The sequence below is a fragment of the Streptomyces sp. NPDC006610 genome, from assembly GCF_040611575.1.
GTDB lineage: Bacteria > Actinomycetota > Actinomycetes > Streptomycetales > Streptomycetaceae > Streptomyces.
On sequence record NZ_JBEXOP010000004.1, the window covers coordinates 212,095 to 235,894 of the forward strand.

Below are 23,800 nucleotides of genomic sequence, written 5' to 3' on the forward strand. Positions count from 1 at the left end.
AGGACGGCGAGCCTATCCCAGCGGTTCCGGGGGCTCCGTGGAATTCGCCCGCCGGTCCAGCAGCTCCCTGACGTCCTGGGTGTCGTGGGCCGGGGGTTCCTCGGCGCGGACCTCGGCGCCGTAGTCGCTGTAGTAGGCGGTCTGGGTGGACTCGCCGGTGGCCGTGCGGCCCTTCTCGACCTTCTTGACGAGCAGGTCGCGCTCGTTGATCCACAGGTCGACGGTCTGCGCGGCGAGGCCGTCGTCCTCGGTGTCGACGGTGCCCGCGTAGCGCGTGGTGCGCTCGCCGCGGACGGTCTCCGTGCCGACCACGCGCACGTCCCCCGAGTCCAGCAGCAGCCGCACGGAGCGGTCCGGGGTGGTCTGCCGCATCTGTTCCTGGAGCTGGGCGCCCTGGCTGCCCGCCAGCTCGTCCAGGTCGTCGTAGGCGTACTTCACCCAGTGCCGCCCACCGGCCTGCGCGGCGAACGCGTCGCCCATGCGCGCGTAGTACGCGTCGGACAGGTAGCGGGCCTCCATCGAGGTGCTGCCGAGGCGGCGCATGGTGTCGGCGACCGTGCCTCCGGTGTAGGTGAGGGTCAGGGTGCCGGTGATGCCGTCGCTCCAGCCGAGGACACCGTCGGCGGACATGGTCATCAGCGAGCCCATCGCGGTGACCGACCGGACCCGGGCGGACGCCGCCCGCTCGGTGGCCCGCTCGGCGGCGCGCAGGGCGGCGGTCGCGGCGGCGGAGGGGGCACTCGCGCGGGTGGCCCTGTCGTCTCCGGCCCGCTGCTCGTCGGCAGAGGTGCAGCCGCCGCTCAGCGGCATCAGCGCGGCGACCATGGCCACGGCCAGGGCCGTACGCGCACCCGTCCTCGTCATGCGTCCCCCGTCCCCCGGCAGGTCCGGCCGGCTCGTCCGTGGGAGCACGCTAACCCAGCACGCCGACAACCGGAGCCCGGCGGCGGCGGAAAGGGAAGGTGGCCGAAAAGGGACGGGCCCCGCACCTCGGAAGGTGCGGGGCCCGTGACCGGTTGGGCGAGCCGTCGGGCTCAGACCGCGGCCGGGTCCTCCTCGACGAGGAGGTTGCGGGTGCGGTTCGGGTCGACCGGAATGCCGGGACCCATCGTGGTGGTGATGGCGGCCTTCTTGATGTACCGGCCCTTGGCGGCGGACGGCTTCAGACGGAGGATCTCCTCCAGCGCGGCGCCGTAGTTCTCCACCAGCTTGGTGTCGTCGAACGACGTCTTGCCGATGATGAAGTGCAGGTTCGAGTGCTTGTCGACGCGGAACTCGATCTTGCCGCCCTTGATCTCGGTGACGGCCTTGGCGACGTCGGGAGTGACGGTGCCGGTCTTCGGGTTCGGCATCAGACCACGCGGACCGAGCACGCGGCCGAGGCGGCCGACCTTGCCCATGAGGTCCGGGGTGGCGACGACGGCGTCGAAGTCCAGACGGCCCTTCGACACCTCGTCGATCAGCTCGTCGGCGCCGACGATGTCGGCGCCCGCGGCACGCGCGGCCTCGGCACGGTCACCGGTCGCGAAGACCAGGACCCGGGCGGTCTTGCCGGTGCCGTGCGGAAGGTTCACGGTGCCACGGACCATCTGGTCGGCCTTGCGCGGGTCGACACCCAGACGGAAGGCGACCTCGACGGTGCCGTCGAACTTGGTCGTGGAGGTCTCCTTGGCGAGACGGACGGCCTCGAGCGGGGCGTAGAGCTTCTCCCGGTCGATCTTGGCGTCCGCAGCGCGGAGAGACTTGCTGCGCTTGCTCACTACTGCTCCTGGGGTTCTTAGGAGTCGTGGTCCGGGCCGAGCAGGCCCTGCCACTACTGCTGATGGAAGGTTGGGGCTCAGCCCTCGACCGTGACGCCCATGGAACGGGCGGTGCCGGCGATGATCTTCTCGGCGGCGTCCAGGTCGTTGGCGTTGAGGTCGGGCATCTTGGTGGTGGCGATCTCGCGGACCTGGTCGCGCGTGATCTTCGCGACCTTGGTCTTGTGCGGCTCGCCGGAGCCCTTCTCGATGCCCGCGGCCTTCAGGATCATCTTGGCGGCCGGCGGCGTCTTGGTGATGAAGGTGAAGGAGCGGTCCTCGTAGACCGTGATCTCCACCGGGATCACCCAGCCACGCTGCGACTCGGTCGCGGCGTTGTAGGCCTTGCAGAACTCCATGATGTTCACGCCGTGCTGACCCAGCGCGGGGCCGACCGGCGGGGCCGGGTTGGCGGCGCCGGCCTGGATCTGGAGCTTGATGAGCCCCGTGACCTTCTTCTTCTTGGGAGGCATGGCTCTCCGGGTCCTTTCGATTCGGGTCCTGCCCGCGCCCGGAAAGACTCCCCCGGATGCAGGCATACCGCACAACGATAACGGGTATGGATGCGCGGCCAAAAACCGAGCAGGTCAGGCAGGCTCCGAGAGCCCGCCCGACCTGGCCGGAAGCGGTGGGTGGTCCAGAAGGGCTAGTTCTTCTGGATCTGGTCGAAGCTCAGCTCGACCGGGGTCTCGCGGCCGAAGATCTCCACGAGGCCCTTGACCTTCTTGGAGTCGGCGTTGATCTCGTTGATCGTGGCCTGGAGCGTGGCGAACGGGCCGTCGGTGACGGTGACCGAGTCGCCCACCTCGAAGTCCAGCACCTGGACCTCGACCTTGCGCTGCGGCGCCGGCTTGCCCTCGGCCTCTGCGGCCTCGCGGGCTGCCTTCTCCTCGGCCTCCGGGGCGAGCATCTTGACGATCTCGTCCAGGGTCAGCGGGTACGGGTCGTAGGCGTTGCCCACGAAGCCGGTGACGCCCGGCGTGTTGCGGACGACGCCCCAGGACTCGTTCGTCAGGTCCATGCGGACCAGGACGTAACCCGGGAGCTTGTTCTGCTTGATCGTCTTGCGGTCGCCGTTCTTGATCTGGACGACCTCTTCCTGCGGCACCTCGGCCTGGAAGATGTAGTCCTCGACGTTCAGCGAGACGGCGCGCTGCTCCAGGTTGGTCTTCACCCGGTTCTCGTAGCCGGCGTAGGTGTGGATCACGTACCACTCGCCGGGCAGGGTGCGCAGTTCCTCGCGCAGGGCGGCGACGGGGTCGACGGGCTCGGCGGGCTCTTCCTCCTCGGAAGCGGCCTCGGCCTCGGTCTCGTCGTCGTCCTCGGTCTCGTCGTCCTCGACGGACTCGTCCGCGTCCTCGACGTGCAGGGCGTCTTCCTCCGCGGGCTCCCCGGCCTCGGCGTCGGCAGCCTCGAACTCGTCCAGGTCGTCCGCGCCCTCGACGATGTCGAGCTCGTCATCCACCGACGCATCCGGCTCGATTGCGTCGTTCAGGTTCGGGTCAGACACTGTGGCTGCTTCTTCCTGGATACATAGGGGTGGAACACGCGAAAGGGGCGCCGGTCAGGGCGCCCTTCGCTCTTGGCTCAGCCGAAGACGTACTTCGCGGCGTGGTCGAGCCCGTAGTCGATCAAGGTTACCAGGCCGATCATGATGACCACGAAGATGATCACCACGGTCGTATACGTGGTCAGCTGATTCCGGCTGGGCCATACGACCTTGCGAAGCTCGGCGACGATCTGCCGGTAGAAGAGCGCGAGGCGCTTCAGCGGGCCCTTCTTGGCGCGCTTGCCGCCCTTGCGGGTCTTCTTCTGGGACTCCGGCGCCTCGTCCCGTGCATCAGGCGTATCGATGGAGCCCACGGCGTCCGTCATGCATCCTCACCTGATCCCGGGTCGTGGCCGTGCCGCGCCCGGTCTGAGCCGCACGGCGGTGCATTGCTGTACGTACCTGCGCACACATCCTGGCGGTGTGTGGAGCAGGGCCGGAGGGACTTGAACCCCCAACCGCCGGTTTTGGAGACCGGTGCTCTACCAATTGAGCTACGACCCTTTGTCTGCCCACCAACGTACCGCATCCGACCGGGTGCTCGATGTGCACCGGCTGAGTGCGGCCGCCGAAGGCCAACGAGGTGAGAGTGTACGTGTTCCTGGGCCGGGCGTCGAACAGAAAGTGCCCGTGAGAACCGCGCGGGGCGAAGATCGGCCGTACTTGGGCGGAAGATCACCCAGGCCACCGAATGGTTCCGGACAGTTGTTCAGTGGTTTGCCCGGAGCTGTTCAGTCCGTGAAACCCGTGTGCCGGGCGCGTTTCGGGTCTGGAACGATGGCCCCATGAGCGCTGCCAACCCTCCCACCGAGCGCCGGGTCTCCGCCCGCGTCGGCTCGATCTCCGAGTCCGCCACCCTCGCCGTGGACGCCAAGGCCAAGGCACTGAAGGCCGCCGGTCGGCCGGTGATCGGTTTCGGCGCCGGTGAGCCCGACTTCCCGACTCCGGACTACATCGTCGAGGCCGCGATCGAGGCCTGCAAGAACCCCAAGTTCCACCGTTACACGCCGGCCGGCGGCCTGCCCGAGCTGAAGTCCGCGATCGCCGCGAAGACGCTGCGCGACTCCGGCTACGAGGTCGACGCGTCCCAGATCCTCGTCACCAACGGCGGCAAGCAGGCCATCTACGAGGCGTTCGCCGCGATCCTCGACCCGGGTGACGAGGTCATCGTCCCGGCGCCGTACTGGACGACGTACCCGGAGTCGATCCGGCTGGCCGGCGGCGTCCCCGTCGAGGTCGTCGCCGACGAGACCACCGGCTACCGCGTCAGCGTGGATCAGCTGGAGGCCGCCCGCACCGAGCGGACGAAGGTCGTCCTGTTCGTGTCGCCGTCGAACCCGACCGGCGCGGTGTACTCCGAGGCCGAGACCGAGGCCATCGGCCGCTGGGCCGTGGAGCACGGCCTGTGGGTGCTCACGGACGAGATCTACGAGCACCTGGTCTACGGCGACGCCGTCTCTGTGTCGCTGCCCGCGCTTTTGCCCGAGCTGCGCGACAAGTGCATCGTCGTCAACGGCGTGGCCAAGACGTACGCCATGACCGGCTGGCGCGTGGGCTGGATCATCGGCCCGAAGGACGTGGTCAAGGCCGCGACCAACCTCCAGTCGCACGCCACCTCCAACGTCTCGAACGTCGCCCAGGCGGCGGCGCTCGCCGCGGTCTCCGGCGACCTCGACGCGGTGGCGACGATGCGGGAGGCCTTCGACCGCCGCCGCCGGACGATCGTCCGGATGCTCAACGAGATCGACGGCGTGGTCTGCCCGGAGCCCGAGGGCGCGTTCTACGCGTACCCGTCGGTGAAGGGCCTGCTGGGCAAGGAGATCCGCGGCAGGCGTCCGCAGGACTCGGTGGAGCTGGCCGCGCTGATCCTGGAGGAGGCCGAGGTGGCGGTCGTCCCGGGCGAGGCCTTCGGCACGCCGGGTTATGTGCGGCTGTCGTACGCGCTCGGTGACGAGGACCTGGTCGAGGGCGTGAGCCGGATCCAGAAGCTGCTGGCGGAGGCGCGGGACTGACGTCCGCCGCCACCGCGGGAGCACTCGGGCCGGTCTCGGTCCCGGGTGCTCCCGTTTTTTGTGCGAGCACGCGCACGTACGGGGAAAGCGGTACCCGGACACGGTCGTCGTACGGCAGGATCTGGGAATGGAGCGTGTACGTGATGTCTCTGAGCTGCCGAAAGCCCATCTGCATCTGCATTTCACCGGATCGATGCGGCCCGGCACCCTGCTGGAACTGGCCGACAAGCACGGGGTGCGGCTGCCCGACGCGCTGACGGACGCGCTGGCCAAGGGCGAGTCTCCGCAGCTGCGGGCCACGGACGAACGGGGCTGGTTCCGCTTCCAGCGGCTCTACGACGCGGCGCGGTCCTGCCTGCGGGAGCCCGAGGACATCCAGCGGCTGGTCAGGGAGGCCGCGGAGGAGGACCTCAAGGACGGTTCGGGCTGGCTGGAGATCCAGGTCGACCCGACGTCGTACGCGCCCCGGCTGGGCGGTTTGATCCCGGCGCTGGAGGTCATCCTGGACGCGGTGGACACGGCGGCGCGGGAGACCGGTCTGGGGATGCGGGTGCTGGTGGCCGCGAACCGGATGAAGCACCCCTTGGACGCGCGCACGCTGGCCCGGCTGGCGGTGCGGTACGCGGACCGGGGCGTGGTCGGCTTCGGGCTGTCCAACGACGAGCGGCGGGGCATGGCACGGGACTTCGACCGCGCGTTCGCCATCGCCCGTGAGGGCGGGCTGCTGTCGGCCCCGCACGGCGGCGAGCTGACCGGCCCGGCGTCCGTCCGCGACTGCCTCGACGACCTGCACGCCCACCGGATCGGCCACGGGGTGCGGGCGGCGGAGGACCCCCGCCTGCTGAAGCGGCTCGCCGACCGGAGCGTGACCTGCGAGGTCTGCCCCGCGTCGAACGTCGCCCTCGGCGTCTACGAGAAGCCCGAGGACGTCCCCCTGCGCACCCTGTTCGAGGCGGGCGTTCCGCTGGCCCTCGGCGCGGACGACCCGCTGCTGTTCGGCTCCCGGCTGGCGGCGCAGTACGACCTCGCGCGGGAGTGCCACGGCTTCTCCGACCAGGAACTGGCGGAACTGGCCCGGCAGTCGATCCGCGCCTCCGCGGCGCCCGAGAAGACCAAGGCCGAGCTGCTGGCCGGGGTGGACGCCTGGCTGACCTCGCCGGTGGGGTGAGGGCGCGGCGCGGGCAACCTGGTGGGCCGAGCCGACGTGGCGCACGCGATGCTGTCGATGATCGACGACCCGGCGACCGTGAAACAGGGGGTGGGGGTGGCTTACTGAGCCGCGGGCGTGGCGTTCTGAGGGCGTGGTCTCGCTCCCGAGGGCGTGAGGCTGCTCCTCAAAGGCGCGTCGGCTCAGAGGCTCGCGCCGACCGTCACCGGCTCGTTGACCAGGATGATCCCGAACGCCTCGCGGACGCCGGCGACGACCTCGCGGGCCAGCGCCAGCAGGTCCTCGGTGGACGCGCCGCCGCGGTTGGTGAGGGCGAGGGTGTGCTTGGTGGAAATGCGCGCGGGTCCGCTGCCGTACCCCTTGGTGAACCCCGCCTTGTCGATCAGCCAGGCCGCGGAGGTCTTGGTGTGCCCCTCCCCCGCCGGGTAGGCGGGCGGCTCGGCGTCCTCGCCCAGGCGCTCCTTCACGCGCGCGCGGAACGCGGCGAACTGGGCCTCGGTGAGGATCGGGTTGGTGAAGAACGACCCGGCGGACCAGGTGTCGTGGTCCTCGGGGTCGAGGACCATGCCCTTGCCCGTGCGCAGCTTGAGGACGGTTTCGCGAGCGTCGGCCAGCGGCACGCGCTCGCCGGGCTCGACGCCGAGGGCGCGGGCGGTCTCGGCGTACTTCAGGGGCGCGGACAGCCCTCCGGCGTCCTCCAGTTCGAACCGGACGCGCAGGACGACGTACCGGTCGGGCTCGGCCTTGAAGCGGCTGTGCCGGTAGGAGAACGCGCACTCGTCGTTCGACAGCGTGACCGTCTCGTGGGTCCGGCGGTCGTAGGCGATCACCTCGGTGATCGTGGACGACACCTCCTGGCCGTACGCGCCGACGTTCTGGATCGGCGTCGCGCCCGCCGAGCCGGGGATGCCGGCGAGGCACTCGATGCCGGCGAGCCCGGCCTCCACGGTGCGGGCCACCGCGTCGGTCCACACCTCGCCGGCGGCCAGCTCCAGCCGCGTGCCGGCCAGCTCGACGCCGCGCGTGGCGATCCGCACGGCGGTGCCGGCGAACCCGGCGTCGCCGATGACCAGGTTGGACCCGCCGCCGATGACCAGCAGCGGCGTCCCGGCCGCGTCGGCCTCGCGCACGGCCGAGACGACTTCGGCGTCGGTCGTCGCGGTGACCAGCCGGTCGGCGGGTCCGCCCAGCCGGAAGGTGGTCAGCGGGGCGAGGGGGGCGTCGTGAAGTACGTGCACGGGCCAAGACTACGAGACGGGACTGACAGGCTTGCGGGGTCGGGCTGGGGGGTGAGGGTGACCTCGTGGGGAGGCCGGCCGCGTTGGGGGGCCGGCCGCGGGGTGAGGCCGACTGCGTTGGGGGGCGGCCGCAGGGTGAGGCTGAGGGTTGAGGAGTACGGGCCGCGGAGTGGGGCGTGGGCGGCACGGCGCGGGAGGGCGCGGAGGGGCGCGGCGCGGAGGGCGCGGAGGGGCGCGGCGCGGAGGGCGCGGCAGAGCATGGCGCGGTGGGCGCGGCGGGGGGACGGGCGGCGACCGGAACCCCGGCCCCGCACCCGGCCTCCCCCACCCACACCCCGGGCAGGCGCCCGCTCAGCGCCCCACCGCCTCCATCTCCACCGCCTTCCGCCCGGCACCGCCCTCGGACCCCGACCCGGCATCGGTGGACGCGCCACCCCGCCGACCGGGTATGACCAGCGCCGCAACCCCCGCCAGCGCGACCACCCCCGCGCCCACGGCGATCGCCGGGCGCAGTCCGTCGACGAAGGCCTGGGACGATTCGTAGCCCCCCTGCGCCGCGAAGATCGACGACATGATCGCGATGCCGAGCGCGCCGCCCACCTCGCGCAGCGCGTTGTTCGCGCCGGAGGCGATGCCCTGCTCCGCGGGGACGACGCTGGACATCACCAACGCCGAGGCGGGCGCGAAGTACAGGGCCATCCCGATGCCGCTGACGACGAGGCCGGGCAGCTGGGAGGCGTAGGAGGCGTCGGCCGTCGCCACGAGGGCGAGGTAACCGAGACCCGCCGCCTGGAGGAAGAGGCCCGCCGCGACGACCGGCCGGCCGCCGATCCGGTCGGACAGGATGCCCGCGATCGGCGCGACCAGCATCGGCATCCCGGTCCACGGCAGCATGCGCAGCCCCGCCTCGGTGGGCGAGTAGCCGAGGACGCCCTGCATGTACTGGCTGAGCAGGAAGATCGACCCGAACATGCCGAGGAACATCAGCAGACTCGCCGCGTTGATCCCGGCGAAGGCTCGCGAGCGGAACAGTCGCATGGGCAGCATCGGGTTGCGCCCGTGGACGCCGTGCAGCACGAACCCGGCGAGCAGGGCGGCGCCCGCGAACAGGCCGGTCAGGACGACCGGGTCGGCCCAGCCGTCGGCCGGCCCGCGCACCAGCCCGTACACGATCCCGAACAGACCGCCGCTGGCCAGCAACGTGCCGGTCACGTCGAGCCGGGCGCCGGCGCCGTACGACTCGGCGAGCCGCAGCCGGGCCAGCGGCAGCAGGGCGATGCCGAGGGGAACGTTCAGCCAGAAGATCCACTGCCAGGAGATGTGCTCGGTCAGGGTGCCGCCGATCAGCGGCCCCGAGGCGACGGCGAGCCCGTTGACGGCCCCCCAGATCCCGAACGCCATCCCCCGCTTGTCGGCCGGCACCGCCGCCGTCAGCAGGGTGAGCGTCAACGGCATCATCACGGCCGCGCCGACGCCCTGCACCGCGCGGGCGGCGATCAGCGAGTCGATGCCGGGCGCGAGGGCCGCGGCGGCGGAGGCGGCGGTGAAGACGGCGAGGCCGACGAGGAACAGCCGGCGCCGGCCGAAGCGGTCGCCGAGCGCCGCGCCGAACATCAGCAGCACGGCGAAGGTGAGCGTGTAGGCGCTGACGGTCCACTCGAGGTCGTGCAGGGCGCCACCGAGGTCCTCGCGGATGGAGGGCAGGGCGGTGGTGACGACGAGATTGTCGAGGCTCGCCATGAAGCCGGCGACGCTGGTGATCACCAGGGCCCAGACGGCTCGGGCGCGTTGTTGGGCGGTGGTGGTGTGTGCGGCGGTCTCCGATCCGGCTGACCCGGCTGGTCCGGCTGATGCAACTGGTGACATGGCTCCCCCAGAGCTGATTCGGTCGACTGTTCTTGTTAGTTATTAATGACTAACTTTTATGGCCGCGGAAGGACCCGAAGGACTCACGCGCCGTGGACCAGGCGCGCCGACGACGGACTACCCCTGCCCCTTCTTGAGCTCCCCGGTGACCCGCGCGGAGGGGTAGAGCCCTTCCCAGACCCGATGGTCGGGCGGGAACCCCATGGCCGCGAGGGTGTTGACGAGCATGCCGAAGGCCATGAAGGTCGTCGTCTCCTTCGTGTCTCCGCCCAGCGGCACGTGCACGGTGTCCCAGAGCTCCATCCAGCTCCGCCGGACCATCTCACCGAACTCGTGATCCCCGGCAGCCTCCGCCGCAGCCACGGTGACGTACGTCTGCAACTGCATCTGGAGCCGCTCGGGCTGCTCCGCGATCAGCCGCGTGTACGCGTCCGCCATGGCATGCAGGGCGTCCTCACCCGTCCGCTCACCGGCGGCCTCGGCGAAGAAGTTCCGCATGTCCGCCATGCAGCGCTGGGCCGCCGCCAGGAAGATGGCCTTCTTTCCGGGGAAGAGCCGGAAGAGGTACGGCTGCGAGACCCCGACGCGCTTGGCGATCGCCTCGGTGGATGTGCCGTAGTACCCGTTCCGCGCGAACTCGGAGATCGCCGCTCGCACGACGCTCTCCCGTCGCTCATCCGCGCTCATCCTGACCATGGGAACAGAGTTAGTGCTCAATCACTAACGGAGTCAACAGGAGCAGTGGGAGGACAGAAGGAAGCGGTCGAGGACAGACGAAGCCGTCGAAGGACAGAAGGAGCCGTCAAGAACCGACGGATCGGCCGAAGGGCAGACGGGTGCAGGCACGGGTAAGGGGCGCCGGCCATTCCCGACGCCCCTTACCTCGCACACCTCGCACCACTCGGGTCAGGCCAGCCGTACGACCGCCCGCGACATCCCCAGCACCTTCTGGCCGGCGCTGGTCGCCGTGAGGTCCACGCGGACCGTGTTGTCGTCGAGCTTGGCCGCGACCTTGCCGCTGACCTCGATCGTGGCGCCCTGATCGTCGTTCGGGACAACCACGGGCCGGGTGAAGCGGACACCGTACTCGACCACCGCACCCGGGTCGCCGATCCAGTCGGTGACCACGCGGATGGCCTCGGCCATGGTGAACATGCCGTGCGCGATGACGTCCGGCAGGCCCACCTCCTTGGCGAACTTCTCGTTCCAGTGGATCGGGTTGAAGTCCCCGGATGCGCCCGCGTACCGGACGAGTGTGGCCCGGGTCACGGTGAAGGTCTGCGCGGGCAGTTCGGCGCCGACCTCGATGTCGTCGTACGCGATCGTGGCGGTCATCTGCTCACGCCTCCTCGGCCGCGCGGGCCACCAGCTTGGTCCAGGCGGTCACGACGTGCTCGCCGGACTCGTCGTGCACCTCGCCGCGGATGTCCAGGATGTCGTTGCCGGCCAGGGACTTGATCGCCTCTATGGTCGAGGTGACGGTCAGCCGGTCACCGGCGCGCACGGGCCGGCTGTAGACGAACTTCTGGTCGCCGTGCACGACCCGGCCGTAGTCGAGGCCCAGCTGCGGGTCGGCGACGACCTGCTCCGCCGCCCTGAAGGTGATGGAGAACACGAAGGTGGGCGGCGCGATCACGTCGGGGTGGCCGAATGCCTTGGCGGCCTCGGGATCCGTGTACGCCGGGTTGGCGTCTCCCACCGCCTCCGCGAACTCACGGATCTTCTCCCGGCCCACCTCGTAGGGGTCGGTGGGCGGGTAGGTCCGCCCCACGAAGGACTGGTCGAGCGCCATGGCTCGGCACCTCCTGGTGTCTGCTGGTTGGCCGGGAACACCGTATAAAAGGGCGGGCGCGACGCCGCAGTGCGCCCGGGGGCCGCGCTGACCGAAGGGTGGCCGGGAACGCCATCAGGCCGCCCCCGAAGTGCGGGGGCGGCCTGATGAACGTCGTACTGGTTACGTACGTGATGTACGTGACGTACTGGATCGAGACGTACGGATTGAACTGGTGTTCTGTACGACCGAGATGTACGGGCCTGCGTCAGCGCGTTTCGCGGTGAGCGGTGTGCGCGTTGCAGCGGGGGCAGTGCTTCTTCATCTCAAGACGATCCGGGTTGTTACGCCGGTTCTTCTTGGTGATGTAGTTCCGCTCCTTGCACTCCACGCAGGCCAGCGTGATCTTCGGGCGGACGTCGGTGGCAGCCACGTGAGTGCTCCTTGACGAACGGGTGGTTAATTCAACGCAAGAAAGAGTAGCCGATCGAAGGACCGACCCCGCAATCGGCTACTGTCAGTAGCGGTGACCGGACTTGAACCGGTGACACAGCGATTATGAGCCGCTTGCTCTACCGACTGAGCTACACCGCTGCGATGCGATCGGATCCCGCCTTGCGACGGGAACCTCTCACACCAGAGCCCCAATACGGAATCGAACCGTAGACCTTCTCCTTACCATGGAGACGCTCTGCCGACTGAGCTATTGGGGCGAGCGATGAAGACATTACACGCTCGGCAGCCGTTCACCCAAATCCGTTTCCCGCCCTCCGCGGACCCCCACCGCACCGCCGCGCCCCCGGTACGACTATTGCCCTCCTCCACGCCCCGCGCCCACCTCCGTCCTAGGCTCGACTCACTCTGCGTGATCTTGCGAAGGTCCCTCCCCTCCCCCTCCCCGTCCGTCCCACGACAGCCCCGCCTCAGAACCCAGCCCCCGAACCGAGCCCCCCGGAACTGAGCCTCTGGAGCACGATGCCCGACAGCCGGCCCCGGCCACCCCACTTGTCGTCGTCCTCGGGAGACACGGCCGCCCTGTTGCTGTGCGGGGCGCGCCTGACCGACGGCCGGACCGTGGACGTACGGCTGAGCGGCGGCCGTATCGAGGCCGTGGGCACGGCGGGCAGCCTGGCCGGGGCGCGGGGCGCCGGAACCCGGGTCGACCTGAAGGGCTATCTGCTCCTCCCGGCGCCCGCCGACCCGCACACGCACGCCGACACCGCGCTGTCCGCGGACGCCGGCCCGGTCTCGTACGACCCGCGGGACGTCCAGCGCCGGGCCACCGAGGCGGCGCTGCTGCACCTCGGGCACGGGGCCACCGCGGTGCGCGCGCATGTGCGCCTGGGCGAGGTGCACGGGCTGGGCGCGCTGACCGCCGTTCTGCGGGCACGCCGGTCGCTGCGGGGCCTCATCGACCTGACGACGGTGGCGATGCCGAGGGTCCTGACGGGCGTGGCGGGGGCCGACGGGCTCGCGATGCTGCGGGACGCGCTGAAGATGGGCGCCTGCGCGGTGGGCGGCTGTCCGGATCTGGACCCCGATCCGACCGGATACGTGGAGGCTGTCCTGGAGGTCGCCGCCGAGCACGGCCGTCCCGTCGATCTGCACACCGACGCCGCCGACCCGGCGCGTCTGGCCCGGCTCGCCGCGATGGCCGGCGGGCTGCGTCCCGGCGTGACGGTCGGCCCGTGCGGCGCCCTGGCCCGGCTGCCCGAGACGGCCGCCGGACGCACGGCGGACCGGCTGGCCGCCGCCGGAGTGACCGTGGTGTGCCTGCCGCAGGGCGGCTGCGGGGGCGTTCAGGAGCGCGGAGCGGCTCCCGTACGGTTGCTGCGCGCCGCGGGCGTGCGCGTTGCCGCCGGCAGCGGCGCCCTGCGCGACGTGTCCAACCCGGTCGGCCGCGGCGACCCGCTGGAGGCGGCGTACCTGCTGGCCTCCCGTGAGGGGCTGAGCCCCGAGGACGCGTACGACACGGTCAGCGCCTCGGCCCGCGCGGCGCTGGGCCTGCCCGAGGTGCGCGTGGAGGCGGGCTTCCCGGCGGAACTCCTGGCCGTGCGCGGCGACGGGCTGGCGGGGGCGTTGTCCCTGGCGTACAGCCGGATCGTGGTGCACGGGGCGCGTGTGGTGGCGCGGACGAGCGCGGTGCGGGAGTACTGCGACTCTGCCGCGGCGGCGGAGCTGGGGCTGCCGCGGCAGGGGCGGGGCGAGGTGTCGTAGGCGGAAGCGCCACCCCCTCGCCGGTCACCGGCTGCGACCGTTGCGGCGTCCGACGCACGGTCCGCGACAGGCCTGGCACAGGGTTCGGGACAGGCGGACGGCACACGGTCCGGGACAGGCGTACGGTCGGAGGCATGCGCATTGTCATCGCTGGTGGTCACGGACAGATCGCTCTCCGGCTGGAACGGCTGCTCTCGGCGCGGGGCGACGAGGTGGCCGGCGTCATCCGGCGCGCCGAGCAGGGCGACGATCTGCGGGAGGCGGGCGCCGAACCGGTCGTCCTGGACCTGGAGTCGGCCACGGTCGAGGAGGTCGCCGAGCGGTTGCGCGGCGCGGACGCGGCGGTGTTCGCCGCCGGCGCCGGGCCCGGCAGCGGGGTCGACCGCAAGGCCACGGTGGACAAGGGCGCGGCGGTGCTGTTCGCGGACGCGGCCGTCCGGGCCGGCGTACGGCGCTTCCTGATCGTGTCGTCCATGGGCGCGGACCCGGACCACGAGGGCGACGAGGTCTTCGACGCCTACCTGCGCGCCAAGGGCGAGGCGGACGCCCACGTACGCGGCCTGGACGGCCTGGACTGGACGATCCTGCGCCCGGGGATGCTGACGAACGACGCCGGCACGGGCCTGGTCCGGCTGGAGGCCCGCACCGGCCGCGGCCCAGTCCCGCGCGACGACGTGGCAGCTGTGCTCGCCGAACTGCTGGAGACGCCGGCGACGGCGGGGCTGGTGCTGGAGCTGGTCTCCGGTTCGACGCCGGTGTCGGTGGCGGTGAAGTCGGTGGCGGGCAACTGAGCGACCAGACTTCAGAACAGGGGCAGCTGCCCCGAGAAGTCCGGTACGACGTACCCGTCCAGGGACGGCTGGGCCGCGCCGAGCTGTGCATGCCGCCGCGACCCCGGGCACGAGACGAGCTGCCCGCTGTCCCTCGCACCGGGCGGATCGTGCCGCGCGAACCGCCCCGCGACGACGGCGATCTCACGACGGCACTCGGGGCAGACCCTGCGGCGTGCGGAACCGGAACCGGATGACATGCCGCCAGTGTGCCCTGTCCCACTGACAGCGACGGTCGGACGGACTCCTGGGCTTTTGGGCTCTCTGGGCCCTCGGGATGCCCTCACTGGGTGCGACGGCCGACCAGACAGGACCGGGCACAGGATGTCGGGTCCGGCGCCACCCCCGCCGCCTAGCGTGACGGGCGTCAAGCGGAAGGAGACGGGGCGTGCTGGACGGGCTCAACCAGGCCATGGAGCAGATCGAGCGGAACCTCGATCAGCCCATCGACGTGGCGGAACTCGCGCGCATCGCGGCGACGTCGGAGTACCACCTGCGCCGGATGTTCTCCGCGCTCGCGGGGATGCCGCTGTCGGAGTACATCCGGCGCCGGCGGCTCACCCTCGCGGGCGCGGAGGTCCTCGCGGCGCGGGAGACGCTGCTGGAGATCGCGGTGCGCTACGGCTATGGCTCCGGTGAGGCGTTCGCACGGGCGTTCCGTGCCATGCACGGCGTCGGCCCGGGCGAGGCACGCCGCACCGGCGCCACGCTCAGCTCACAGCCCCGGATGGCCTTCCGCCTCGTCGTCGAAGGGAGTACCGCCATGCGTCACCGCGTCGTGGACAAGCCGGCTTTCCGGGTCGTCGGGCTCAAGGCCCGGGTACCGCTGGTTCATTCGGGCCCGAACCGGGCGATCATCGACTTCGTCCGCGGCATCGGCCCGCAGACGCTGGAGCGCCTGGAGAGCCTGTCGGACCAGGAGCCCCAGGGGATCGTCGCGGTCTGCAACGACTTGGACCCCAGCCGTGCCGAGGGCACGGAACTCGACTACTACCAGGCGGTGATCACCTCTGCCCCCGCTCCGGAGGGCATGTCCGCTCTGGACGTCCCGGCCGGGGCCTGGGCAGTGTTCACCACTTCCGGCCCGGCCCCGCAGGCCATCCAGGAACTGTGGCGCGATGTGTTCACCCAGTGGTTCCCTTCCAACCCGTACCGCAGCCGCCCCGGCCCCGAAATCCTCCGCACCAGCCTCTCAACGGACGGCACGGAGGCCGACGCGGAACTGTGGCTGCCGGTGGAGGAGGCCCGGGGAGGGACCGACGGCTGAGGCCGGGACCGAAAGGCGGAGGCCGAAGGCTGAGCGGCTGGGGGCCACCGACCCGCTGACGGGCCGGTTGGCCGGGAAGCTGTAGGTCACTGAAAGGCGCGCATGCCAAAAGGCCCGTGACCTACTTTGCAGCAGGTCACGGGCCCTTTGTTCTCCCGTGTGGCGGCGCCAGGATTCGAACCTGGGAAGGCTGAGCCGGCAGATTTACAGTCTGCTCCCTTTGGCCGCTCGGGCACACCGCCGGGGGTTGCTGCCGTTCGAACCGCTTTTCGGCGGTGCTCTCCGGCAACGACGTAAACAATACCCGATGCTCGGGGGTGCTCCGCCACCGGATTGATCGGCGCTCGGAGGCCGGTGGGTGGCTAGGCTTGTCCGGATGCGGTCCGGAACCCTACGGGCCCGGCCACCGCCTCGCGTACGCCGCTACGCGCCCGATCCGCCCCCCGATACAAGGAGCCACAGCACATGGCCGACGCCAGTTTCGACATCGTCTCCAAGGTCGAGCGGCAGGAGGTCGACAACGCCCTCAACCAGGCCGCCAAGGAGATCTCGCAGCGCTACGACTTCAAGGGCGTGGGCGCCTCGATCTCGTGGTCCGGCGACAAGATCCTCATGGAGGCGAACTCCGAGGACCGCGTGAAGGCCGTCCTCGACGTCTTCCAGTCCAAGCTGGTCAAGCGGGGCATCTCGCTGAAGGCCCTGGACGCGGGCGAGCCCCAGCTCTCGGGCAAGGAGTACAAGATCTTCGCCTCGATCGAGGAGGGCATTTCCCAGGAGAACGCCAAGAAGGTGGCGAAGATCATTCGCGACGAGGGCCCCAAGGGCGTGAAGGCCCAGGTACAGGGTGACGAACTGCGCGTCAGCTCCAAGAGCCGTGACGACCTGCAGGCCGTGATCGCCCTGCTCAAGGGCAAGGACTTCGACTTCGCACTGCAGTTTGTGAACTACCGGTAGTCAGGGAGGAAGGGTGGGCCCTCGCGCCCGCCCTTCTCGCGGGACTTCCCATGAGGTGGCAGGGCTTCCGAGCGGGCTGCCGGGGCCGCCCTCGGCTGCCGCGGGGCTGTGGGTTGGGTGCTGGTGAGTTGCATGAGGTCCTTCCCGCTGTCGCGGCTGGCGTGAGTCGGTGTGGGCCGGTGGCAGATGCGTACCGGGGCGGGTTCTCCCACGTCGGGGGTTCGCGCTGTGTTCCACTGCCCGTGGGTGCGGCTGCATCCGGTGCTTGCCGCCCTCAGTAGGGTGCGGCCATGACACAGTCCGGCTCCGAACTGCGCCGCACCCTGGGCGTGAGCGACGCCGTCCTCATCGGTCTCGGCTCCATGATCGGCGCCGGCATCTTCGCCGCCCTCGCGCCCGCCGCCCGCGCCGCCGGTTCCGGGCTGCTGCTCGGACTGGCCGTGGCCGCCGTGGTCGCCTATTGCAACGCCATGTCGTCGGCACGGCTCGCGGCCCGCTATCCGGCTTCCGGCGGGACGTACGTGTACGGGCGCGAGCGGCTCGGGGTGTTCTGGGGATACCTCGCGGGCTGGGCGTTCGTGGTCGGCAAGACGGCCTCCTGTGCGGCGATGGCGCTCACTGTGGGCGCGTACGTCTGGCCGGACCAGGCGCACGCGGTGGCGGTCGGGGCCGTGGTGGCGCTCACCGCGGTGAATTACGGCGGCGTCCAGAAATCCGCCTGGCTGACCCGGGCGATCGTGGCGGTGGTCCTGGCCGTCCTCGCTTCCGTGGTGGTCGTGTGCCTGGGATCCGGGGAGTCCGACGCCGGACGTCTCGACATCGGGGCCTCGGGTGGGCTGGGGGGCGTACTTCAGGCGGCGGGCCTGCTGTTCTTCGCGTTCGCCGGGTACGCGCGCATCGCGACCCTCGGCGAGGAGGTGCGGGATCCCGCACGCACCATTCCCCGCGCGATCCCGACCGCTCTCGGCATCGCGCTCGCGGTCTATGCGTTCGTGGCTGTCGCCGTCCTTTCCGTGCTCGGGTCCGAAGCGCTCGGGCAGGCCACGGCTCCGCTGGCCGACGCGGTCCGTGCGGCCGGCGTGCCGGGGCTCGTGCCGGTGGTGCGGTTCGGGGCGGCCGTGGCCGCGCTGGGTTCTCTCCTCGCACTGATCCTGGGTGTCTCCCGTACCACGCTGGCCATGGCACGGGACCGTCACCTGCCGGGTGCGCTGGCTGCGGTGCATCCGCGTTTCCAGGTCCCGCACCGGGCGGAACTGGCCGTCGGCGTGGTGGTCGCCGTGCTCGCCGCCACGGTGGACGTGCGCGGCGCGATCGGTTTCTCCTCCTTCGGTGTGCTCGCCTATTACGCCGTCGCCAACGCATCGGCCTGGACTCTCGACACGGCTCCGGCGGCGCGCGCGGTTCCGGCGGTGGGGCTGCTCGGATGCGTGGTGCTGGCGTTCTCGCTGCCTACGGCTTCGGTGGCCGTGGGAGCGGGGGTGCTGGCGGTGGGTGTCCTGGCGTTCGGAGTGCGGCGGTGGGCGGCCGGTAGGCAGGCGGATACGTAGGCAGGCCGGTGTGTGCCCTACGTGCCGGTAGGCGGACAGATGGGGAGGCCGTGCGGCAGGGAGCCGAGCCGCCTCGAAACCTGGTGGGACGGCGTCCGTCAGACGGCTTCGCCGGCCGGCGGAGCCGCCGTGCGTATGCGGAAGTCCGACCAGGGCGCCATCTCCATGCCCTCGTTGACCTGCTCGTACCAGCCGTCGCCGTCGAGCCAGGCGCGCAGCCAGGCGGTGAGGCTGGGGGCGTCCACGTACCAGGCGTGGCCGGCCTCGTCCGCGTTCGGCTCGAAGAGCAGGACGGGGGCGTCGGGGACCAGGCAGTCCACGCAGGCGTACATGGCACAGCCCCAGTGGGATATCGGCAGCACGCCTTCGGGCCAGGGCCAGTCGGGGTCTTTGCGGCCGCTCTCCCGGTTGGCGAGGTACTGCACGACGGCGGCCGGCTCGCCCGCGGGCGGGTTGTCGAGCAGGGGCAGCAGACCGTACTCCGGGCCGAACCCGCCGTCCCCTATCCGCAGGTACAACTCGGCGAGCAGCGGGGGAAGGCGGAAGCCGAGGGCCGCCTCGGCCCGGGCCGGGGCGTCGGCGTCCACGGGTGCGGGCAGGGAAGTCCAGCCCCACGGGCGGGTGTTACGGGCCTTGGCCTCCACCCTGGTCAGCAACTGCTCGTTCTCGGTCATGGGTTCATGATGCAGCGCGCCACTGACAATCGTGCGGGCCTGTGGACAACTCTGCGGCTGTGGAAAACATTGCGGGCGTGGACGTCTCCGTGGACCCGTCCGCCTTCTCGGGAATGTACGGCTCCGCGGAGATGGACGGCGATGCAGGGGTAAACGGCGATGCAGGGTGGACGGCTCCGCGGATCCGGTACGTCGCGGACGCGTCCTTTCCCCCCCCCCGACGACTGCCTCTCGCCGCCGCCCCTTCCCCTGCACCGCCCCCTGCTCTGCCCCGGCTTCCGCCTCTACCAGCGCCAGGCGAGCAGTTGGTCGGTGGGGACGATGTCGCGGCCCAGCGGCACCAGCGAGACCGGGACCAGCTTGAAGTGGGCGATGCCGAACGGGATGCCGATGATCGTGACGCACAGGGCGATGCCGGTGACGATGTGGGTGAGTGCCAGCCACCAGCCCGCGAGAATCAGCCACAGGACGTTGCCCACCACCGAGGGCGCGCCGGCGTCGCGGCGCTCGACCGTAGTGCGGCCGAAGGGCCAGAGGGCATAGGCGCCGATGCGGAAAGCGGCGATGCCGAACGGGATGCCGATGACCGTGATGCACAGCAGCAGGCCCGCGAGCACATAGCCGAGGAACAGCCAGAGGCCGCTGACCACGAGCCAGATGACGTTGAGGATGGTCTTCATCGGTGGCCTGCCATCTGTTCGAGGCGGGCGATGCGCTCCGCCATCGGCGGGTGGGTCGAGAACATCTTGGACATGCCCTGGCCGGGTTGGAACGGGTTGGCGATCATCATGTGGCTCGCGGTCTCGATCCGGGGCTCGGGAGGCAGCGGAAGCTGTTTGGTGCCCGCCTCCAGCTTGCGCAGGGCGCTGGCGAGGGCGAGCGGGTCGCCGGTGAGCTGGGCGCCCGAGGCGTCGGCCTCGTACTCGCGGGAGCGGCTGACGGCCAACTGGATGAGGGTGGCCGCGAGCGGGCCGAGGATCATGATCATCAGCATGCCGAGGAGGCCCGGGCCGTCGTCGTCGTCCGAACGGCCGATGGGGATGAGCCAGGCGAAATTGACCAGGAACATGATCACGGAGGCGAGGGCGCCGGCGACGGACGAGATCAGGATGTCGCGGTTGTAGACATGGCTCAGTTCGTGGCCGATGACGCCGCGCAGCTCACGCTCGTCGAGCAGGCGCAGGATGCCCTCGGTGCAGCACACTGCGGCGTTGCGCGGGTTGCGGCCGGTGGCGAAGGCGTTGGGTGCCTCGGTCGGTGAGATGTACAGGCGGGGCATGGGCTGGCGGGCCTGCGTGGAGAGGTCCCGGACCATGCGGTACAGCCCCGGAGCCTCGAACTCGCTGACCGGGCGGGCCCGCATCGCGCGCAGGGCGAGCTTGTCACTGTTCCAGTACGCGTACGCGTTCGTGCCGAGGGCGATCAGCACCGCGACGACGAGCCCTGTTCGGCCGAAGAAGCCGCCGATGACGATGATGAGTGCGGACAGTCCCCCGAGGAGTACTGCGGTCCTGAGCCCGTTGTGCCGGCGGTGCACGGTACGCCCTCCAAGTGGTGCGGCAGGGGAACCCTTTTTGCTTGCTGATCTCACGTCCCACCGGTGTCGTGGTGACACGTCCAGTGGACCCTCCCTTTGTGGTCAACGCCAGGCGGGAGGCACTAGTTCCCTTGTGCGCGCGGGGGCGCGGCTGGGCCGTCCGGGTGAAGGCGCCGGGAGCGTCCCGGCAGCGGGTCCCGGCACCGGCCCGCGGACTGGCTGGCTAGCGGGTGTCTCCCCCTGACCCCGGGGAGGGCGTCCTGCCGCGTTCCTAGAAGAGCGCGGTGTCGGCGAAGCGCAGCGCAAGCTGCGGTGCGCCGGACAGGCCGACGGCCAGTACGGCGGTAAGGGCGATGGCTGCCGTCAGCGGCGCGGGGAGCGCGTGCTTCGCGGGTTCTCCCTCGGGGGCGCGGAACAGCAGCGCCGTCCACTGGAGGTAGTAGTACAGCGCGATCACCACGTTGACCGCCATGACGACGGCCAGCCAGCCGAGGCCGGCGTCGACGGCCGCGGAGAAGACGGTGACCTTGGCGAACAGGCCGATGATGCCGGGCGGGAGTCCGGCGAGGCAGAGCAGGAAGAAGGCCAGGAGCAGCGCCGTGACGGGGTTGGTGGCGTACAGGCCGCGGTAGTCGTCGACGCGGTTGAGGGTCCGCGTACGGCCCACCAGGGCGGCCACGGCGAAGGCTCCGAGGTTCACCGCGGCGTACATGAGCGCATAGGCGAGCGTGGAGCCGATGGACCGCTCGGCGTCGTCGGAGTACCCCGCGGCGGCGATCGGGACCAGAAGGTAGCCGGCCTGGCCGACGGAGGACCAGGCAAGCAGGCGTACCGCGCTGTACGCGCGCGTGCCCTGCTGGCGCAGGGCGCCGACGTTGCCGACGGTCATGGTGAGGGCCGCCAGGGCGGCGAGGGCCGGGCCCCATACGTCGGCGTACGACGGAAGGGCGACGACAGTGACGAGGATGAGGCCGGAGAAGCCGACGGCCTTGCCGATGACCGAGAGATAGGCGGCGATCGGCAGCGGCGCTCCCACGTAGGTGTCGGGCACCCAGAAGTGGAAGGGCACGGCGGCCGTCTTGAAGGCAAAGCCGATGAGGGTGAGGACGACTCCGGTCTGGGCGAGGGTGTGGAGCTGTCCGTCCACGTTCTGGATGCGGTCGGCGACCTGGGTGAGGTACAGGGTGCCCGTGGAGGCGTAGACGAAGCTGATGCCCATGAGGCTGACGGCGGTCGCGGTGACCGACGACAGGAAGAACTTCAGGGCCGCCTCCGCGGACTTGCGGTCGCCGTGTCGCAGGCCCACGAGGGCGAAGGCGGGCAGGGAGGCGACTTCCAGGGCGACGATGAGGGTGGCGAGGTCGCGGGAGGCGGGCAGGAGGGCGGCGCCGGCCGCGGAGGCCAGCAGCAGGAACCAGAACTCGCCCTCGGGCAGCCCTCCGCGCGCGTCCTTCAGTGCGGTGACGGACAGCAGGGCGGCGAGGAGCGCGCCGCCGAGGACGAGGAACTGGATGACGAGGGTGAAGCGGTCGGCGGTGTAGCTGCACACGCCCGGGTCGCCGGTCAGGCAGAAGGTGGAGCGGTCGCCGTCCAAGAGCGGCAGCAGCATCAGCGCGGAGGCTGCGAGGCCGGCTACGGACAGCCATCCGAGGAGGGGTTTCCTCGCGTCCTCGAGGAAGAGGTCGGCGACGAGCACGGCGAGGGCGACCAGGGCGGCGATGGTGGGCGGCGCGACGGCGAGCCAGTCGACGGACTGGACCAGGGACTGGGCGACCGGCTGGGCGGCGAGGGTGCTCATCGGGTGCCTCCTGCGAGGAGCTGCTGCACGGCCGGGTCGGACAGGCCGAGGAGGGTCTTGGGCCACAGTCCGGCGACGACGGTGAGGGCGACGAGCGGGGTCCAGGCCACGTACTCGTACGTGTGTACGTCCGCGAGTCGCGGCGCGTCCTGCGGTACGGCGCCCATGCAGACGCGGCGGACCACGACGAGCAGGTAGGCGGCGGTGAGCAGGGTGCCGAACGCCGCGATCGCCATGAAGGTGAGGAAGGCGGGGCGGCTGAGGCCCTCGGCGGGTCGGAAGGCGCCGAACAGCGCGAGCATCTCGCCCCAGAATCCGGCGAGGCCCGGCAGGCCGAGGGAGGCGACCGCGCCGAAGACGAGCAGCCCGCCGAAGCGCGGGGCCCGGCCGTAGAGCGCGGCGCCGGTCCGGTCGGCGAGGGTGTCGAGGTCGGTGGTTCCGGTGCGGTCCTTCAGGGCGCCGACCAGGAAGAACAGCAGGCCGGTGATCAGGCCGTGGGCGATGTTGGCGAAGAGGGCGCCGTTGACTCCGGTCGGGGTCATGGTGGCGATGCCGAGCAGCACGAAACCCATGTGGCCGACGGAGGAGTAGGCGATGAGCCGCTTCAGATCGCCCTTCGCACCGCGCTTGGCGAGGGCGAGGCAGGCCAGGGATCCGTAGATGATCCCGACGACGGCGAAGGCGGCGAGGTAGGGCGCGAAGGTGCGGAATCCGTCCGGCGTGACCGGCAGCAGAATACGGACGAACCCGTACGTTCCCATCTTCAGCAGCACACCGGCCAGCAGTACCGAGCCGATGGTCGGCGCCGCGGTGTGGGCGTCGGGCAGCCAGCTGTGCAGCGGCCACATCGGGGTCTTGACCGCGAGCCCGATCCCGATCGCCAAAACGGCGATGACCTGCACGGACGTGGTCAGCGACCGGCCGTTGTCAGTGGCGAGTGCCATCATGTCGAACGTGCCTGCCTCGAGTCCGATCAGGAGCAGGCCGAGCAGCATGACGACCGAACCGAGCAGTGTGTAGAGGATGAACTTCCAGGCGGCCCGGGTCCGTCCCTCGCCACCCCAGCGGGCGATGAGGAAGTACATCGGGATGAGCACCATCTCGAAGGCGAGGAAGAACAGCAGCAGGTCGAGGACGGCGAAGGTGGCGAGAGTGCCGGCCTCCAGGACGAGCAGCAGCGGTACGAAGGCCTTCGGGGACGGGCCCGAGGGCATCTTGAAGTAGGAGTACAGCGCGCAGAGGAAGGTCAGCAGCGCGGTAAGGATCAGAAGGGGGAGGGAAATGCCGTCGACGCCGAGGTGGATCCGCACGTCGAGTGCGGGGATCCAGCTGATGTCCGTACTGGCCTGCATCTTCGACGGCTGGTCGTGGTCGAAGCCGAGCGCGAGGGCGATCGCCGCGGCCAGGACCGCGCCGGTCACGGTCACGCCATGGCGGAGCACGGCCTGTTCCGGGGACTTCCCCTTCAGCCCGGGCGGGGCCGGCAGGAGAGCGGCGGCGGCCCCGAGAAGCGGGCCGATTACGACGAACGCCAGAAGGAACTGCATCACGGACTCGCTGATATCGATCACGC

The 23,800-nt window shown here is 70.7% G+C and carries 24 protein-coding genes, 4 tRNA genes and 1 pseudogene; 8 read left to right on the top strand and 21 right to left on the bottom strand.

Features of this window, described 5'->3' with window-relative positions:
- Nucleotides 1-12: 12 nt before the first annotated feature.
- The 6 genes from ABZY13_RS05390 to ABZY13_RS05415 all read right to left on the bottom strand — a co-directional run bounded on the left by ABZY13_RS05390 (nucleotide 13) and on the right by ABZY13_RS05415 (nucleotide 3,852).
- Nucleotides 13-864 carry a hypothetical protein gene (locus tag ABZY13_RS05390; protein WP_356627530.1) on the bottom strand — a complete coding sequence of 284 codons (852 nt, stop codon included), beginning with the start codon at nucleotides 862-864 and terminating at the stop codon, nucleotides 13-15.
- Nucleotides 865-1,034: 170 nt separating this feature from the next.
- Complete coding sequence (rplA, locus tag ABZY13_RS05395; RefSeq protein ID WP_356627531.1) at nucleotides 1,035-1,760, bottom strand: 50S ribosomal protein L1; 726 nt, start codon at nucleotides 1,758-1,760, stop codon at nucleotides 1,035-1,037.
- A gap of 77 nt (nucleotides 1,761-1,837) precedes the next feature.
- Nucleotides 1,838-2,272 carry a 50S ribosomal protein L11 gene (gene rplK, locus ABZY13_RS05400; RefSeq protein ID WP_003992325.1) on the bottom strand — a complete coding sequence of 145 codons (435 nt, stop codon included), beginning with the start codon at nucleotides 2,270-2,272 and terminating at the stop codon, nucleotides 1,838-1,840.
- 173 nt (nucleotides 2,273-2,445) lie between these two features.
- Nucleotides 2,446-3,309, bottom strand: coding sequence for a transcription termination/antitermination protein NusG (gene nusG / locus ABZY13_RS05405; protein ID WP_356627532.1), 864 nt, complete (start codon nucleotides 3,307-3,309; stop codon nucleotides 2,446-2,448).
- Between the two features lie 77 nt (nucleotides 3,310-3,386).
- Nucleotides 3,387-3,674 (bottom strand): preprotein translocase subunit SecE, encoded by a 288-nt coding sequence (secE, locus tag ABZY13_RS05410; protein ID WP_356627533.1) that lies wholly within the window; start codon nucleotides 3,672-3,674, stop codon nucleotides 3,387-3,389.
- 105 nt (nucleotides 3,675-3,779) lie between these two features.
- Nucleotides 3,780-3,852: transfer RNA gene (locus tag ABZY13_RS05415), tRNA-Trp, on the bottom strand.
- A gap of 281 nt (nucleotides 3,853-4,133) precedes the next feature.
- On the opposite strand from ABZY13_RS05415, the gene ABZY13_RS05420 reads away from it, so the two are divergent.
- The 3 genes and pseudogenes from ABZY13_RS05420 to ABZY13_RS05430 all read left to right on the top strand — a co-directional run.
- Complete coding sequence (locus ABZY13_RS05420) at nucleotides 4,134-5,360, top strand: pyridoxal phosphate-dependent aminotransferase (RefSeq protein WP_356627534.1); 1,227 nt, start codon at nucleotides 4,134-4,136, stop codon at nucleotides 5,358-5,360.
- A gap of 127 nt (nucleotides 5,361-5,487) precedes the next feature.
- Nucleotides 5,488-6,528, top strand: coding sequence for an adenosine deaminase (locus ABZY13_RS05425; protein ID WP_356627535.1), 1,041 nt, complete (start codon nucleotides 5,488-5,490; stop codon nucleotides 6,526-6,528).
- Between the two features lie 21 nt (nucleotides 6,529-6,549).
- A pseudogene (locus tag ABZY13_RS05430) lies at nucleotides 6,550-6,636 on the top strand (epimerase); the annotation flags it as partial.
- A gap of 74 nt (nucleotides 6,637-6,710) precedes the next feature.
- Here the strand turns inward: ABZY13_RS05430 and ABZY13_RS05435 are convergent.
- From ABZY13_RS05435 to ABZY13_RS05470, 8 genes are all read right to left on the bottom strand, one after another.
- Nucleotides 6,711-7,766 carry a UDP-N-acetylmuramate dehydrogenase gene (locus ABZY13_RS05435; protein WP_356627536.1) on the bottom strand — a complete coding sequence of 352 codons (1,056 nt, stop codon included), beginning with the start codon at nucleotides 7,764-7,766 and terminating at the stop codon, nucleotides 6,711-6,713.
- Between the two features lie 351 nt (nucleotides 7,767-8,117).
- Entirely contained in the window at nucleotides 8,118-9,506 is a 1,389-nt protein-coding gene (locus ABZY13_RS05440; RefSeq protein WP_356627572.1) for a DHA2 family efflux MFS transporter permease subunit, read from the bottom strand.
- Between the two features lie 243 nt (nucleotides 9,507-9,749).
- Nucleotides 9,750-10,328, bottom strand: a complete 579-nt coding sequence (locus tag ABZY13_RS05445; protein WP_356627537.1) for a TetR/AcrR family transcriptional regulator — start codon at nucleotides 10,326-10,328, stop codon at nucleotides 9,750-9,752.
- A 210-nt stretch (nucleotides 10,329-10,538) separates the two neighbouring features.
- The gene (locus tag ABZY13_RS05450; RefSeq protein WP_356627538.1) at nucleotides 10,539-10,967 is read right to left on the bottom strand and encodes a MaoC family dehydratase; all 429 of its coding nucleotides are present in this window, start codon (nucleotides 10,965-10,967) and stop codon (nucleotides 10,539-10,541) included.
- A 4-nt stretch (nucleotides 10,968-10,971) separates the two neighbouring features.
- Nucleotides 10,972-11,424, bottom strand: coding sequence for a MaoC family dehydratase N-terminal domain-containing protein (locus ABZY13_RS05455; protein WP_356627539.1), 453 nt, complete (start codon nucleotides 11,422-11,424; stop codon nucleotides 10,972-10,974).
- Nucleotides 11,425-11,671: 247 nt separating this feature from the next.
- A complete protein-coding gene (gene rpmG / locus ABZY13_RS05460) occupies nucleotides 11,672-11,836 on the bottom strand; it encodes a 50S ribosomal protein L33 (protein ID WP_003948671.1) in 165 nt (54 codons plus the stop codon).
- A gap of 88 nt (nucleotides 11,837-11,924) precedes the next feature.
- Nucleotides 11,925-11,997 (bottom strand) — tRNA-Met (locus ABZY13_RS05465).
- 46 nt (nucleotides 11,998-12,043) lie between these two features.
- Nucleotides 12,044-12,116 (bottom strand) — tRNA-Thr (locus ABZY13_RS05470).
- A 262-nt stretch (nucleotides 12,117-12,378) separates the two neighbouring features.
- On the opposite strand from ABZY13_RS05470, the gene ABZY13_RS05475 reads away from it, so the two are divergent.
- Complete coding sequence (locus tag ABZY13_RS05475) at nucleotides 12,379-13,620, top strand: amidohydrolase family protein (RefSeq protein ID WP_356627540.1); 1,242 nt, start codon at nucleotides 12,379-12,381, stop codon at nucleotides 13,618-13,620.
- 134 nt (nucleotides 13,621-13,754) lie between these two features.
- Complete coding sequence (locus ABZY13_RS05480) at nucleotides 13,755-14,411, top strand: SDR family oxidoreductase (RefSeq protein ID WP_356627541.1); 657 nt, start codon at nucleotides 13,755-13,757, stop codon at nucleotides 14,409-14,411.
- Nucleotides 14,412-14,422: 11 nt separating this feature from the next.
- On the opposite strand, the gene ABZY13_RS05485 is transcribed toward ABZY13_RS05480, so the two are convergent.
- Nucleotides 14,423-14,650 carry a hypothetical protein gene (locus tag ABZY13_RS05485; protein WP_356627542.1) on the bottom strand — a complete coding sequence of 76 codons (228 nt, stop codon included), beginning with the start codon at nucleotides 14,648-14,650 and terminating at the stop codon, nucleotides 14,423-14,425.
- A 188-nt stretch (nucleotides 14,651-14,838) separates the two neighbouring features.
- On the opposite strand from ABZY13_RS05485, the gene ABZY13_RS05490 reads away from it, so the two are divergent.
- Nucleotides 14,839-15,717: an AraC family transcriptional regulator gene (locus ABZY13_RS05490; RefSeq protein WP_356627543.1), complete on the top strand. Its 879-nt coding sequence runs from the start codon at nucleotides 14,839-14,841 to the stop codon at nucleotides 15,715-15,717.
- Between the two features lie 160 nt (nucleotides 15,718-15,877).
- Here ABZY13_RS05490 and ABZY13_RS05495 read toward each other — a convergent pair.
- Nucleotides 15,878-15,959 (bottom strand) — tRNA-Tyr (locus ABZY13_RS05495).
- 223 nt (nucleotides 15,960-16,182) lie between these two features.
- Between ABZY13_RS05495 and ABZY13_RS05500 the strand changes: the two genes are divergently transcribed.
- Nucleotides 16,183-16,671, top strand: coding sequence for a YajQ family cyclic di-GMP-binding protein (locus ABZY13_RS05500; RefSeq protein WP_356627544.1), 489 nt, complete (start codon nucleotides 16,183-16,185; stop codon nucleotides 16,669-16,671).
- Between the two features lie 290 nt (nucleotides 16,672-16,961).
- On the top strand, nucleotides 16,962-18,218 hold the full coding sequence (locus tag ABZY13_RS05505; protein ID WP_356627546.1) for an APC family permease: 1,257 nt from the start codon (nucleotides 16,962-16,964) through the stop codon (nucleotides 18,216-18,218).
- Nucleotides 18,219-18,316: 98 nt separating this feature from the next.
- Here ABZY13_RS05505 and ABZY13_RS05510 read toward each other — a convergent pair whose 3' ends face one another.
- From ABZY13_RS05510 to ABZY13_RS05530, 5 genes are all read right to left on the bottom strand, one after another.
- Nucleotides 18,317-18,892, bottom strand: a complete 576-nt coding sequence (locus tag ABZY13_RS05510; protein WP_356627547.1) for an SMI1/KNR4 family protein — start codon at nucleotides 18,890-18,892, stop codon at nucleotides 18,317-18,319.
- 284 nt (nucleotides 18,893-19,176) lie between these two features.
- Complete coding sequence (locus ABZY13_RS05515) at nucleotides 19,177-19,572, bottom strand: YccF domain-containing protein (RefSeq protein ID WP_356627548.1); 396 nt, start codon at nucleotides 19,570-19,572, stop codon at nucleotides 19,177-19,179.
- Entirely contained in the window at nucleotides 19,569-20,429 is an 861-nt protein-coding gene (gene htpX, locus ABZY13_RS05520) for a zinc metalloprotease HtpX (protein ID WP_356627549.1), read from the bottom strand. Before htpX ends, ABZY13_RS05515 begins: the two co-directional genes overlap by 4 nt.
- 271 nt (nucleotides 20,430-20,700) lie before the next feature.
- Nucleotides 20,701-22,227 (bottom strand): NADH-quinone oxidoreductase subunit N, encoded by a 1,527-nt coding sequence (locus ABZY13_RS05525; RefSeq protein ID WP_356627550.1) that lies wholly within the window; start codon nucleotides 22,225-22,227, stop codon nucleotides 20,701-20,703.
- Nucleotides 22,224-23,798, bottom strand: a complete 1,575-nt coding sequence (locus tag ABZY13_RS05530; protein WP_356627551.1) for an NADH-quinone oxidoreductase subunit M — start codon at nucleotides 23,796-23,798, stop codon at nucleotides 22,224-22,226. The genes ABZY13_RS05525 and ABZY13_RS05530 overlap by 4 nt, the downstream gene beginning before the upstream one ends.
- Between the last annotated feature and the right edge of the window lie 2 nt (nucleotides 23,799-23,800).

Excerpts from the sequence above, each read along its gene's own strand:
- ABZY13_RS05480 (WP_356627541.1), top strand. The coding sequence starts at position 13,755 with ATGCGCATTGTCATCGCTGGTGGTCACGGACAGATCGCTCTCCGGCTG.
- ABZY13_RS05450 (WP_356627538.1), bottom strand. The coding sequence starts at position 10,967 with ATGACCGCCACGATCGCGTACGACGACATCGAGGTCGGCGCCGAACTG.
- ABZY13_RS05500 (WP_356627544.1), top strand. The coding sequence starts at position 16,183 with ATGGCCGACGCCAGTTTCGACATCGTCTCCAAGGTCGAGCGGCAGGAG.
- ABZY13_RS05425 (WP_356627535.1), top strand. The coding sequence starts at position 5,488 with ATGGAGCGTGTACGTGATGTCTCTGAGCTGCCGAAAGCCCATCTGCAT.
- ABZY13_RS05510 (WP_356627547.1), bottom strand. The coding sequence starts at position 18,892 with ATGACCGAGAACGAGCAGTTGCTGACCAGGGTGGAGGCCAAGGCCCGT.
- ABZY13_RS05390 (WP_356627530.1), bottom strand. The coding sequence starts at position 864 with ATGACGAGGACGGGTGCGCGTACGGCCCTGGCCGTGGCCATGGTCGCC.
- ABZY13_RS05455 (WP_356627539.1), bottom strand. The coding sequence starts at position 11,424 with ATGGCGCTCGACCAGTCCTTCGTGGGGCGGACCTACCCGCCCACCGAC.
- ABZY13_RS05475 (WP_356627540.1), top strand. The coding sequence starts at position 12,379 with ATGCCCGACAGCCGGCCCCGGCCACCCCACTTGTCGTCGTCCTCGGGA.
- ABZY13_RS05525 (WP_356627550.1), bottom strand. The coding sequence starts at position 22,227 with ATGAGCACCCTCGCCGCCCAGCCGGTCGCCCAGTCCCTGGTCCAGTCC.
- rplK (WP_003992325.1), bottom strand. The coding sequence starts at position 2,272 with ATGCCTCCCAAGAAGAAGAAGGTCACGGGGCTCATCAAGCTCCAGATC.
- ABZY13_RS05420 (WP_356627534.1), top strand. The coding sequence starts at position 4,134 with ATGAGCGCTGCCAACCCTCCCACCGAGCGCCGGGTCTCCGCCCGCGTC.
- ABZY13_RS05445 (WP_356627537.1), bottom strand. The coding sequence starts at position 10,328 with ATGGTCAGGATGAGCGCGGATGAGCGACGGGAGAGCGTCGTGCGAGCG.
- secE (WP_356627533.1), bottom strand. The coding sequence starts at position 3,674 with ATGACGGACGCCGTGGGCTCCATCGATACGCCTGATGCACGGGACGAG.
- ABZY13_RS05485 (WP_356627542.1), bottom strand. The coding sequence starts at position 14,650 with ATGTCATCCGGTTCCGGTTCCGCACGCCGCAGGGTCTGCCCCGAGTGC.
- ABZY13_RS05505 (WP_356627546.1), top strand. The coding sequence starts at position 16,962 with ATGACACAGTCCGGCTCCGAACTGCGCCGCACCCTGGGCGTGAGCGAC.
- ABZY13_RS05515 (WP_356627548.1), bottom strand. The coding sequence starts at position 19,572 with ATGAAGACCATCCTCAACGTCATCTGGCTCGTGGTCAGCGGCCTCTGG.
- ABZY13_RS05440 (WP_356627572.1), bottom strand. The coding sequence starts at position 9,506 with ATGGCGAGCCTCGACAATCTCGTCGTCACCACCGCCCTGCCCTCCATC.